The sequence below is a fragment of the Flavobacterium sp. CR10 genome, from assembly GCF_055814415.1.
Genome location: NZ_CP185985.1, coordinates 4,928,503 through 4,941,601, shown reverse-complemented (window position 1 = coordinate 4,941,601; position 13,099 = coordinate 4,928,503). Strand labels below are relative to the sequence as shown.

The 13,099-nt window shown below is 34.5% G+C and carries 8 protein-coding genes and 1 tRNA gene; 4 read left to right on the top strand and 5 right to left on the bottom strand.

The window, feature by feature from the left end; genetic code table 11:
* The first annotated feature begins 15 nt into the window (after window positions 1–15).
* A complete protein-coding gene (locus tag ACNRYB_RS20720; protein WP_473728584.1) occupies window positions 16–267 on the top strand; it encodes an HU family DNA-binding protein in 252 nt (83 codons plus the stop codon).
* A 36-nt stretch (window positions 268–303) separates the two neighbouring features.
* Here ACNRYB_RS20720 and ACNRYB_RS20715 read toward each other — a convergent pair whose 3' ends face one another.
* The 3 genes from ACNRYB_RS20715 to ACNRYB_RS20705 are packed head-to-tail and all read right to left on the bottom strand — an operon-like array spanning window position 304 to window position 10,972.
* Window positions 304–8,856 carry an LPD23 domain-containing protein gene (locus ACNRYB_RS20715; protein ID WP_473728583.1) on the bottom strand — a complete coding sequence of 2,851 codons (8,553 nt, stop codon included), beginning with the start codon at window positions 8,854–8,856 and terminating at the stop codon, window positions 304–306.
* A gap of 2 nt (window positions 8,857–8,858) precedes the next feature.
* Window positions 8,859–10,349, bottom strand: coding sequence for a hypothetical protein (locus ACNRYB_RS20710; protein ID WP_473728582.1), 1,491 nt, complete (start codon window positions 10,347–10,349; stop codon window positions 8,859–8,861).
* Between the two features lie 2 nt (window positions 10,350–10,351).
* Window positions 10,352–10,972: a hypothetical protein gene (locus ACNRYB_RS20705; protein ID WP_473728581.1), complete on the bottom strand. Its 621-nt coding sequence runs from the start codon at window positions 10,970–10,972 to the stop codon at window positions 10,352–10,354.
* Window positions 10,973–11,072: 100 nt separating this feature from the next.
* Between ACNRYB_RS20705 and ACNRYB_RS20700 the strand changes: the two genes are divergently transcribed.
* From ACNRYB_RS20700 to ACNRYB_RS20690, 3 genes are all read left to right on the top strand, one after another.
* Window positions 11,073–11,178, top strand: a tRNA-OTHER gene (locus ACNRYB_RS20700).
* 326 nt (window positions 11,179–11,504) lie between these two features.
* Window positions 11,505–11,666 (top strand): hypothetical protein, encoded by a 162-nt coding sequence (locus ACNRYB_RS20695; protein ID WP_473728580.1) that lies wholly within the window; start codon window positions 11,505–11,507, stop codon window positions 11,664–11,666.
* Window positions 11,667–11,767: 101 nt separating this feature from the next.
* Window positions 11,768–11,983, top strand: a complete 216-nt coding sequence (locus ACNRYB_RS20690; RefSeq protein WP_473728579.1) for a hypothetical protein — start codon at window positions 11,768–11,770, stop codon at window positions 11,981–11,983.
* Here ACNRYB_RS20690 and ACNRYB_RS20685 read toward each other — a convergent pair.
* Together ACNRYB_RS20685 and ACNRYB_RS20680 are read right to left on the bottom strand one after the other, a co-directional pair.
* Complete coding sequence (locus tag ACNRYB_RS20685; RefSeq protein ID WP_473728578.1) at window positions 11,978–12,379, bottom strand: hypothetical protein; 402 nt, start codon at window positions 12,377–12,379, stop codon at window positions 11,978–11,980. The genes ACNRYB_RS20690 and ACNRYB_RS20685 overlap by 6 nt on opposite strands.
* Window positions 12,372–13,097, bottom strand: a complete 726-nt coding sequence (locus ACNRYB_RS20680) for a hypothetical protein (protein WP_473728577.1) — start codon at window positions 13,095–13,097, stop codon at window positions 12,372–12,374. Before ACNRYB_RS20680 ends, ACNRYB_RS20685 begins: the two co-directional genes overlap by 8 nt.
* Window positions 13,098–13,099 lie beyond the last annotated feature (2 nt).

Genomic DNA, 13,099 nt, shown 5'->3' with positions numbered 1-13,099 from the left:
CGCTAATCTTATGTTATGACTAAATCACAATTAATCGAGAATGTAGCAGCTGAAAATGGTTTAACTAAAGTAGATGCTAAAAAAGTAGTAGAAAGTGTTTTAAACAACATTCAAAGAGGCTTGAAAAATGATGGTAAAACATCACTTCAAGGTTTCGGTAATTTTTCAACTGCAGAAAGAAAAGCTAGGGTAGGTAGAAATCCACAAACAGGAAAGCCAGTAGAAATTGCTGCTAAAACTGTAGTAAAATTTAAAGCACAGTTCTAAAACCAAAAAGCCTTACTAAGATAGTAAGGCTTTTTTTTATTTCTCGAGATCTTTTTTCAGCTTTTTGTATTCTAGAATTACTCCTGGAGTAAGAACTCCTTTGGCACGTTTCATCTGGCGTATAACTTCTTTGCTGTCTTTGCTTCCATCGGTAATATCACCGTAGTAATGCATAATCATTAGAGCTTTTACATCATTTCCCTGTTCATATTTAATATCGATAATCGCTCCGTCAATTCCTTTAAGACGAATCTTATCTTTTATTTTATTGAACATTCTTTTTCTGTCAGCAGGATCTAATTCTTTCAGCTTTGCATTTACTTCTTCTTTGGTAACCTCTTTATTGATATAATCTTTAGCCAACTGATTAAACTCAGCTTTCTGTTTATATTTTTCAATATTTATTTTATCGATTTTTTCCTGAAGATCTTTTCTTGCTGAAAGCTTTCTATTGAAATCTGAAGGATAGCTTATAATTCTTTTTCCAGTTGATTTATAAACTGAATTAACCAAATCCTTACCAATTTCTTTCATTCCTTTATCTGACACAGCTGCATCCATTCCTCCATATAACATTCCAACAAATGGATTCGTATTTGGTCCGGTAATCAAGCTTTCAACAAATGCCTTGCTTCTTATTGGAGACACTTTATGGCTATCACCAATTTTTTTATAGAAATCCTCAACATTAGGATTATTTAACCCCTCAACCTGCAATGGAACTTTTCCAATATCGTTTGAAAGAGGTTCGTCTCTGAAAAAATCGTAACCAGTAGTGTATGTCAAAGTTCCTTTTACGATTGGTGTTCTTGTAAATAATCCTGCCGGACTTGTAAAATCGATAGGCATTACATTGCTATTGAAAGTAAATGCAGCATCATCTAAAATTCTTCCTGCAGTTTTCTTCTGCTGTCCAGTAAAACTGCGAATCATATTATTATAAATATCATCTGTAACAGACATTACTGGCGAAAGCTCCTGCGCTTTTGCAATTTTAATAACCATGTATTCGCCGTCTGCATTTTTAATAGGAACAGGAATATTCATATACTTACTTTTTTGGTAAGTGCTAATTCCTTCCATAGCATGCAAGTATATTTCAGCAGCAGTTTTATCTTCTTCATCGTCTGGTTTAAATGCGCTTAACAATGCTAAAGAAATTCCGATAGGAACTGCAGAAGCCAACGTAGCAACCTGCAATACTCTTGAAGTAGTACCTACAGGATCTCTTTCGAATGCTGTTGCTGCAACACGCCCGCCCTGAAAAGCTACATTTATATAAGGAACTGCAGATTCTAAATCCTTAGTCACATTACCGCCTTGATTGAAATCTAAAATGCTTCTAGCATTGGTAACAGCTTCGTTGTAAATATCATCCAACTGCTGTTTGTCTGTAACTTCTGAAATGTCATTTAATCCTAAATCTTTCAATTGATTTTGAATTGATCTTTGGAATATACCTAAACGGAACATCATTTCACTGTACTCAGATATTTTTGAAAGAGTAACTTTTGAAAAAATGTTTTTTGCTGCATCTTTAAATTTTGGATCAATCAATTTTTCAATTGTACGGCCAACAACAGAATTCTTTTTTAATCTACCTTCTGAACTTAAAAAATCCATTGCACCGCCGTATTCTATATATTTCTTAAGAACATCACTATTATCAGCATTTCTAAGTTCTTTAAACGATTTTAAGGCATCTTTTCCAACTTGAAGCATTGCTTTTGGAACAAAATTGCTATACTGGTCAGAGAAAGTAGTTGTAAACATAAAATCTCTAGGAGTATTGACAATAGGGAATGCTGGATTATTTCCTGTTGCAATAGCTTTTACCAATGCAGAACCAGTAGCGTATGATAAAGCTTCTTTAGCTCTAGAATCTAAGAAATTACCCAGTTTATCAACCCAAGATTCATAAAGTTCCTGTTCCAAAAAGAACTGGTGCTGTTTTCCATCAACATAATAATATGCTTTTTGGAAATTAGCAGGAGTTTTATCGTACTTGTATTTAGGATTACCGCTATCAGTATATCCAACAATTGGATTATCAATTACTTTTGAAGACAGCTCTTTGAAATATTTATAGAAACGTTCCTCTTCTTTATCTTTAAAGTTTTTCGGGTCAATTGCTTCGTAGCGTTTTAATGCTTTTGGATATTCCTCAGTCATAAAACGTTTGTTGAGGTTGTTCATTGCAATTGCTTTTTGGCGCGCAAGCAATGAGTTTGTAAGCAGCCATTCAGAATTCAAAACCAAGCTGTTTGCATCACCCTCTTTCATTGATTTAATCTGATCAGAACTCAATCCTCCAGTTTCAAGATTATTTGTTCTTTTATTTTGAGCCAAATCACCATTAAAATCTGTGACAAATTCTAAAAATACACGTGGCTGGTAATCGACATTATTCATAGAATCGAAAGATTCTTTTGAAATAAGGCCGTTATCATAAACCTGCTGCAATAAATCTTTGTATGTTTTAAAGTACTGCTTTGCTCGTTTTTCCAAGTCTTTATACTTTTCCTCGCCTAAGTTTTTTTCAAGCTTAGAAAGGAATTTTTCAGACTTGTTTTTATCAATGAAATTTGGATGCGAGACAGGTTCTAGACCTCTTTGCTCACGATTTTCATCAATGGCAATAAAACGTTTAGCCTGGATAATTTCATCTAACGTATTTCGTTCCTCACGTGTTAATCCTTTATAGATTTTGTTATATGCTTCTTCAAACATAAGTTTAGCCTTACCAGAAGCTCCATGAGCATTAATCATAAGATTTCTGGTATTTCGCAATCCGGATTTGGATAAAAGTGATTTCGATAAATACTGACGATCGGTAAATCTCTTTACAAAATTTCTATAAGCATCACGCAAATGTTCCTTTGCCGGCTTTTCATTGCGCAATTCTTCACGCTCTTTCTCAAATGTCTTAGAAACTTCTTCAAATGCTTCATCCTCAGAAATATTTTCTGAAGCAGATCTGTTCATTAAGTTTTCAGTCTGGCGAAGATTATCCTGATCAATTTGAGGTTTTCCAAAGGTATCATTGAAATCTTTTTCAGCCTCAGTTTTTTCAGAATCGCTTAAGCTTTTATACCAATCGGTATTCTTTAATGCATCAAGTCCTGACTGTACTACCTCAGCAACAGTCTTACCAGCTTTCACAGCAGCACGCATTGCCTGTATTGCAGCTTTGGCGACAACAATAGGAATTCCAGACGATAGGTTTTCTTTACCAAATTGGTCTAGATTATTTTCCATTTCGTCAAGCCAGTCTAAGAATTTCTCTGTAGGTGACTTTTCTTCTACTTTTTCAGTTTTCTGTTCTCTGCTGCTTTCTTCGCGATTGCTATCCTCATTGCTTTCTGGCGAATTAGGTAATCGCTCTGATCTTTCGGATTCGAATTGCTCGTAGATTTCTGCTCGGTCTTCTTCTGGGATTGATTCGATTGATTTTTCATACTGTTCAATATAATATTGTAATTTTTCCTCTTCGCTTAAACTTTCTTCCGCCTGTACTGATTCGAATAAAGCACGTTCAGAATCTGTCATAAATTCTTCATAAGCATTTATTGCTTCCTGCTCAGTCAAACCAAAATAAGGATCGATTGATTTCTGGTAGTTTTCATTTAACTGCTGTCTAACTGAATCTAAATTTTCATTAGAACCTAGAATGTCTATTAATGCGTTTCTTACTTCCTGTTCGTCTAAATTTAAATCTTCATTTTCAGCAACAATTCCCTCTGCAACATTCTCGATGCTTGCCATTTTCTTTTTAAAGAATTGATCGCTGGCCCAATTGGAATCTTTGTTCCCTAACTCCCTTTCAAGGCTTTCTTTTGAAAATTTAGTTCCTTTGGCTATCTCCAGCAAAGCAACTTCATACTCATTTGAGGGTATAAAGTTATCAATACTTTCCTGAATCTGCTTTTTATTGGCTTCATTAATTTCATTTTCAGTCATATTGCCGTCAGCAATCGCTAAAATTTTATAATAGTTAGCATTCTTAACGCGTTTTTTGCCGTCTTTTGTTTTTCTCCAGGTATATTCTTTTACTTCCTTGCCATTTTTTTTGATAATTTTTGTTTCGCCATTTGCCTTTTTCTCAATTGTAAATTCACTTCCTTTGAAATTAGCTTTTTTAGTTTCTGGCGCACCAAGCATCATATCATAAATTTTCTGCATTTCTGGAGAAAGCTTAATGTCAATTTCGCTATTTGTAATGCCGTTGTATATATCTGTAAGCCATTTTTTGAAATCTTCAAAAATTGATTTCATTTCTGGATTAGGAGCTATGCCATCAGCAAGATATTTTTCGAATGAACGTGCAAAATGCTCTGACGTTTCACGATTCCATTCTTTATGACCTGCATCATCTAAAATAGTTTTTCGTTCGGCATCAGTCAAATAATGTTCGTAAACGTGAGCCAGTTCATGTAGTGGAGTAGAAACGTTTGGATCTTCCAAAGCATAAATAATAAACTTTCCATCTTCCGCAAGCATGGCTCCTTTTTCTCCTTGGAAAAGAACAATCTGTTCGTCACGTTTGATATCTTCAGTTTCGGAAAGCAATGTGTTTCTTCTTTCTTCAGGTGTCATGCCTTGTCTAGTTTCGGTATTTCTAGCCTGTACCTCTCCAGCTAGACTTTCATATAAATCAAAATCACTTTTCTTTAAAATATCTTGAATGGAATTTAAATTTTCAAACGCTTTTAAAGGGTTAGAATTTTTTCCAAATAAGGAAGATTTAATTTTTTCTAGAACGTTCTTGTATTTAGGTTTTTTATCTATTGCTTCTTCTAATCTAATTCTTACTTCTCTAGGATTTCCCCCTTGTGCAAAACCTTCTTTATTCTGAATAAAATGTTGTAATTCATGTAAAAGAGTAGGCAAAATCTCTCTATAAGTTTCTATCTTACTAGGGTTAATAACGATTCTATTAGACTTCAATAAAGCAGAAGCTATAGAATTCATATTATTATTGATTTGGAGCCTAATATCCTTTAAGTCAGGGTATGCCTCAAATAACTCATCAAAATCTAAAGCTTCACCTATAGTTTCAGTTTTTGGGGTAATTCTTTTCAGGTTAGCTTTAGAGCTATCCAACTCATAACCCCATTTACCATCTATACCTTTTTCCCATCCAGTCGCTAATCTGATTTCTAAAGGAGATTTCCCCCCTTTTTCCATACTTCTTGCAACAGATAGGTTATTTTTTATTTCTGAAGCCAATTTTGCATTTTGTCCAACAATCTGAAATAATGCTTTTCCTTTCTTAGACAATTCTTTTGCAGTTTCAGAATTTCCTTTTTCAAAAATAAGCTTATCAAACATTTCTTCTTTAGAAATGCCTGATCTTTCAGCCATTGTTTCAATGGTTTTTTCCATAATGGCAGTACTGGCTTTAGACTGTTTTCTATCTAAGCCAAAAGTCTCCTGATTTATTTTTTGGAGTTTCTTTGTAACTTCTCCTTTGCGAGTTGGAGCGTTAGGGGTATTTTGTAAACGTGTTTCTTTCCCCTCACTTGCTGTTCTGTCAGTACTAGGTCGAACGTTTCCATCAGTAGAAACATCATTTCCTGCCGGTGATTCATTTTGAACAAATTTATATTGATAATCTGATGTGTTTCCTGTAGTCTTATCTCCGATCACTACCGCGTTTCCTTCTCTTTCTAATTTGGCCCATAATGCTTCAGATTCAGGAGTTCTCTGCTTGTCAGAAACAAGGTCCAGATTATACTTTGATTTCAATAAGTCGGCAGCCTGCTTATACATTATGGTTCCAATGCCTTTTTTTTCTAAAGAAGGATTGAATATTCCAGAAAGTTTAATGCTTACCTCTCCATTTTCTGGCTTGCTAATTTCAATATGGCCAATGCGGTTTCCATTCTCAGTAAATAAAAGCTTATTTTGTTTGTCTTCTGAAACTTCTATGTCTGCAGTATTTAAAGTCTCTTTTTCTCCTTTACCATTTGTATATTCTACAATTCGGCTTTCTTTTACAATTGGTTTTTTATCCGTTTTTTCATTTTGAGGGTAATTACCCTCTAATTCTGAACCATTTTTCTGAGTTTGAGTGCCATCTAAAGGTAAATTTACCTCACTTTTTGATTCAGCAGTTTTTTCTGTTTGTTGGGATTCATTTTTTTTAGAATCCGCATAAATTTCATTAGCACGTTCCAATACCTGTTCATTGGTAATAGTCATGTCTTTTTTACCATCTGGATTTAATTCGGTAACCAAATCTTCCAAAGCCTGTTTTTTAAGCTTTTCTTGCTCCTTTAATGGTAATACCTCTACAGCAGATGTTTTGCCCTCAACAATAGAATTTCGCTGTTCCTGTAATGCTTTATAATCTTCTTGAAGACCTTCCAATAATTGTTTTTTATTAGGGAGGTTACCGTCGGCAATTTCTTGTGCCTGAGCTTTAATTTCGCCTGCCTGTCCATTTAAACGAATAACCTCGTCGTAAAGTTCAGCGGGCATGCCATCAATTTTTCCAATAGTATTTGCAACAATTTTTGAACTGTCCGATGTAGCCTTTTCGATTTGTTTTTCAATAACTTTTCTTTCTGTGTCAGTAAGATCTTCATTTTCTAATTGCCTTGAAAATTCAATGATTTTTTTAGAGTTTTCGTCTAATGTGCCTAAATCATTTTTTGACTGGAAAGGACGGACAACTGCACCAAAAATATGTGGGTATGTTTTTAAAATTGAAGTAAGCGTAAAAGTATCTTTAAATACTTGGCCAGTATTATCCAATAGGTTTACATCTTTTTTGCCTAAAACATATTTATCATTGAAATTTTGTGCAAAATTTGTGAATTGTTCTCCAGACATTTCTTTGCTCATGTCAACCCCGAAATCTTTGGCCCAATCTTTAGCTTTTTGTGCTGCAGTTTTTTTAATTAGATCAGCTTCTCCTTTCGCAATAGATTCTAAAACACGTCCTCCTTTTTTTAGAATACCCATAGTAGGCAATTCAGAAACTACCTCAGCACCTCCATATAAAAGTGGAGCCGAAGCCATTTCAAGCGGAGAATAATTAGCTTTTCCAGACAATACTTCATCATTCATTTCTGTGAATTTCTTCCCAGTAGAAGAAGCGCCAAGTGCAGCCAATCCTCCTGCGCCAGTAGCAGTAGTAGCTAAAATAGGAAGTTGGTTTCCTACAAGATCAGAAGCATAGTTGTAAAACCCTTCAAGGCTTTCAATCTGGTCAACAGGCTTGCGGAGATTTTCTCTATTTTCCGCAATTTTTTTATCCAAGTCAGAAACCATCTTTTGCCCGCTTAATGCTCTTACTTGGTCCATTGCATTAGGGCTAAGGCTATTAATGTAATTGAATGCTCCCAACAATCCAGAACCTAATTCAGATGCAGATGCACCTATGTTTCCAACAAAGTTTTTTAAATCGCCATATTCTCGCTTAAATAAGTCAAGTTCCTGTTGAGCGGTTCCGAGATCTTTCCTGTTCTTAAGAATATAATCCTCATTCTTTTGAAGTTCAGCACCAATATTTTTTATTTCAGTGCCTAAATCCTGATATCTTTTAAATAGATCTTCTGGCAATGGCTGATTATTATCTCTAAATTTTGCCAGTTGGTTTTCAATGCTTTTATATTCATAAATTTTATTTTCAGCAACTCTGCGCATTGCAGATGTAACCTTTAATCTTTTTAGGTTGTCTTCCTCCAAATGATTTGCTTTTTCAGCTCTATCCACCATTAAAAGCTGTTTGTCTTTTTCTGGAAGATCATCTAAAAAAGAATTCGCACGATCAATAAATAAATTGTCCTTTTGTTTTGTTTTAAATAATTCTCCTGCACGCTGATTGATTTCTTGATCAGAAAGTTTCTCCTGATTTTTTTTAGCCTCAGAAACTACTTGTTTCTTTTCATCAGCCAAAGGATCTGTATCTGCTCTGTATGGCAATAAGCTTAAAGCTCCAGGTGTAGTTCCTGCAATACTTTCAATAGTAGTGTTATAAGCTTTTTTAGCTATGTTTTTGACGTTGTTCCATACGCCTTTTACCTGAACAGCATCTTGAAGTCTCTGTTCAGCCACTGCATCATCGTCATTATTTTGTGTAGCATTATAGAATGAATTTTCAAGCTGGCTCACTCTATAGTTTTGGTCGGCTTTCTTTTGTTTTTCAGATTCTTTCTGTAATGCAGAAAGCTCGTCTGTTTTAGACGAGATTATATCCATGTTTTCAGGAGTGACTTTTACATTGGCAAGTTCCTTGCGAAGCTGTTCCTCACGAATTTTGTTTTTTCCTGCTTTACTAGGTTTCGGGATATATTCCTCGAAAGGTTTTTCAATAGCGGGAAAACCCGAAGAACCATTGGCTGGTGCCGAATCCGAATTTGGACCAGGAGAAGCAGATCCAGAATTCTTTTTTTTTTTACCTCCAACCTTTAATTCAAAATCATCATAAGAGCCTAAATCAAAATTGTTTGCACTGGCAGCATCAAAAAGCTTTCTTCTTGATTCAGGACTATCCATTTTTGTATTAAATTCATCATAAGAACCTAAATCAAAATTGTTTGATGTTAATGCGTCGTATAATTTTCTTCTTGGATCTGGCATGACTAATAATCGATTTTAATTTTTTTAACTGTAGTTGTAGACGGAGTGTTTTTATTGGAGTTTTTATTTATCCTTTGAAGTTCTGATCTAAGTTCCTGTTCGCTAGAATAACCTGCACGGCTTATAAGGTCATTTAATTCAGTTCCTTTAACTTTTCTTCTGAAATTTCCATAACTATTTCCCGTTGAATAGCTATTTAGTGTTAGTGTTCCATCAGGAGATACATTATAATCTTCACCTGCTTTGTATTTCTGGCCTTTATTGACAAGAGCTTTTCCTGTAACAATTATATTATTATTGTTATCAATCGCAAATCCAGTTATAAACCCATCGTTTAGTTTAGAGTTTTTACCTCCTAAATTTTTGAATTTCAGATTTTCGCCTTTTATTCCAATCATATTAGGTTTTATTACATCTGCTTTTAATACGTTTCCAGTAAAATCATCTTTTCGCATCGAAGAATCGAATGTTGTTTGAGTTCTTTCAACTGCAGTTTTTGCATTGTCTTTCGCCTCTTGGCGAGCATCTTTTGCTGCTTGACGTGCCTCTTTCTGTTGGTCTAGGGTATTAAAGTTTCTTGTTTTTTCGACACCGCCTTTAACACGTAATTTTATGTCATTTTCAAAAGCATCTGCAATTGAACGTAAAGCCTGAGTGTCCGTGTAATCTGTGATACCTGCTTCACGGGCAAACGATTTTAATTTCGCTGTAGGAGTAACACCATCTGATTCAAATAACTGGTTATTTACATACTCCTTAAGCAATTGGGGATTTATAGCAGTAGTCTTAGTACGTGTTACTCCGTCGTCTGTCTGATTGACTTCTGGCTGTAATTTTGTTGAAGCTTCCAATACCTCCTTATCGCGATCAAATCTTTTTTGGAAATCATACTTTGGAACTACATTTTGTATCTTATCATACGTTTCGAAATCAGTTGTCCCATCGGGATTTTTAAAAGCAATCATTGGATATCCATTTTCATCCAATGCCAAAAGTTTGTTTTCATAACCAGTTTGAAAGTTATTTTCATAGGCTGGATCAGGAAATAATGTGCCGTCTGCTACACCTTTCCTAATTACCGCATCACGATCAGTCAAACTTTTGGTCATTGCAACAAGATTGTCTGGAAGATTATTTATGTTTTGAAGCTTTAAAGATGCTTTTAACTTTTCTTCATCTGTAGATTTGGGATTATTAAGTGTTTCCATTAAAGGAACGTACTCCTTCTGAGCTTCCATAATTAGACGGCCCTGAGCTTCATTTAAACTTTTAGATCCAGTATCGTAATTTGATAATGGTTTTACATATTTATTCCAAAGATCTTGTTTCTCTTTATCAGCTTTATCTTTTTTGTTTTGTGCAATAGCATCTTCAGCTCTTTTTTCAGCTCTTCTATGCGCATTGTTTTCTTCCTGCTGTTGAATATCTTGAGAGACATCACCTTCAAGAGGACGTAATTGACGATAAGCCGTAAATGTTCCCTGAGTAGCCATAATTAAAATCCGGTATTATAAATTTTAGAAAAGTCTGTTTTTGGCAATGCGCTTTTGTATGGGGCAATTCCTACTGTTTTTATTTTACCCGATATAGGGTCTACGACAGGGGTTTCTTTTGAAAAATCAATGTTGTTTGCTCCATAAATTGCAGCATTTCCAAGTCCTCTGAATCCGCTCCACATATCTTGACGTCCAACTTGAATTTGATTGCCTAATCCAGCCAAGTCAGCTTCTTCACGATTTTCTTTCATCGATCTGATTGCGGCATTATCTCCAGCTATAGCATAATTTCGTTTAGTGATCTGATCATCTAAGTATGCTCTAGCTTCTCTGGTAGCGGCATTGTTAGCAGAAACTATTCCTGGAAGATAGGCAGCGCCTCGCGAACCCATTCCTCGAATAGCATCAATAGCATTTGCCGAAGTTCTTTGAGATTCTTCACGCATAAGGTCACTTCCAACTGTACTAATTGGAATTGCCTGATACGGATTTGAAGCATCTAAATCTTGTCGCTCATAATCACGCAAAGCTTTTTCTCCTTTTCGTTTGTTTTCTGCTCCTTGATATGCCTGATAAGTAGCTAATCCAGTGCCGATTGCTGTTGTAGTTAAAGCCGCCATAATAGAAATAATTTATACTAAGTACAAATGTAATCAATTTTTAGTATAAATTAATTGCACTAAATATGTAAATGTTTTATATTTTTGAAAATATAAAAATGGGAATTAGCTCAGTTGTTAGAGCGGTTGCAAAATTGGTTATCCGAAAGGAGAGTAAACCCAAATAATTCGACAGCAGGTCGGCGGTTCAAGTCCGTCATTCTCCACAACCTTTAGAAAGGAATTTGATGATTTTTTTGCATACGGTATAAGTGGGTATTTATTCGATTAAGTGATTTCAGAATTTATACAGCCTAAAAAAATCACCTGTAAAAAAATTAGCAGCAATCAAATTCCGAACACTTGTAGACAAAATGCCCGTAGCAATACGGGCATTTTATAATTTATAACTAATTTATTGGTATATTTGTATACATTTAGTGAGGATATTATTTCTGATAATACAGAATGAATTTATAGAACAATAAACTTTAGGCAATAATATTAAAGTTAAAAATGAAATCAAGTTCGATAAACTCAAAAATGATTAATTATGGGAAAACAAAAAACAACAACTACACCAACTCAGAAGAAGATCATAGAAGCAATGGACAAAGTTTCTGAAAAATTAATTGAGTTTAAAAAGAAAAATAACAGCGATCTAGTTGTTATGCAGGATGGTAAAATTGTAAGAATAAAAGCTAGTTCTTTGTAAGCTGTTATTTCAATTATAGTGAAAGCTCTCATAAATGAGAGCTTTTTATTTTGTTACAATAAATAACATTTTGGTAAAGCACTATGTTTTAATTTTACCAAATGGAAGAAAAGTATCTATATAAAGGAAAATTATTTGAAACCGATCCTGATGTTGACAAGGCAAACGCAGAATATCAGGAAGCTATTAAAAAGTTTTTAGCAAAAGAAATCACACTTGAAGAATGCCGTAAATATCAACAAGCGGTTTTTGAAGCTGTCAATAACAGCACTATAGGGTGGACTATAAGAAAGGAAATAAGGGAAGGGAAATCATAGAACCTTAACCATTTCATCTACTTTAACAGTTCCTTCGATAAATCCAACATCTTGATAATCTTTTTTCAAAAACTGATTCTTTACCACCGTATAGATGTACTTGCTTCCTTTTTTTCGGGCCAGCTCACATAATTCATGAATTAATATCTGTTTGGCTTCTTTACGATCTTTATTTTTGTATTCTTTATCAGAAATAATAAACTCGCTCCAAGCAACAGCACTATTGGTAAAGTATATAAATCCGGCTATTATTGGAATGCCATCTTTCTCAACCATAAAACCGCCTGTTCCGTTCTCAGGAAGAAAATCTCTTGGCGGTATATCCCAGTTCCATTCTTTCCACCATTTGCATAGTAGATCATAGTCTTCCAGTTTTAAATATCTTATTTTAAACATAGCTTTTCACGGCATTAGTGCTTACTGCAAATAATTCTACTTTTTCGGTATCATCATTAATGAGTTCTACTTCCATGTAATAGCCGCGTACTTCACCGCCCTCAATACGTGATTCTTTTTTGGAGAATGAATATAATCCAGTAGTAGGAGCGGTTACAATTGCATCTACAGTTATAACAGATCCATCAATTGATTCTATTGTTCCTATTAGTTCATTATTGCTGCCATTCAATTGATAAAGCTTATCGCCAACACTTACAAAATCTGAAACTTGATTAAAAGTTATATCAAGTCCGGTAACAGAAGATATAACTCCAATTCCCTGAACAGAGTTTCCATGAAAATCATTTTCATCTTCATTCTTTCTCATGTAGGCGAAATGACGGCTCTCTCGTTTATCAAATTCTTCTTTTTTAATTGAACTGTTGGAGTAATTTGTTTTTACAATAGCGGACCACGGATTGTTTCCTTCCAAAACCATAGTCTTAAAAATCTTATCATCCGCGCTTGATTCATTAAAGAAAAATACAATTTTAGAAGAATGCTGAACTCCGTAAAAATTATTACGCACGCCAGTGTCCTCGTTATGAAGATATAACTGGCCGTTTTTAATAGTGTAAAATCTATTGTTCAAACGAATCATTCCATCTGGAAGATAAGTCCAAAAAGAAGTCCATCCTTCTGATTTCTCCGAATGTGATAATGTATATTGTGGCATTT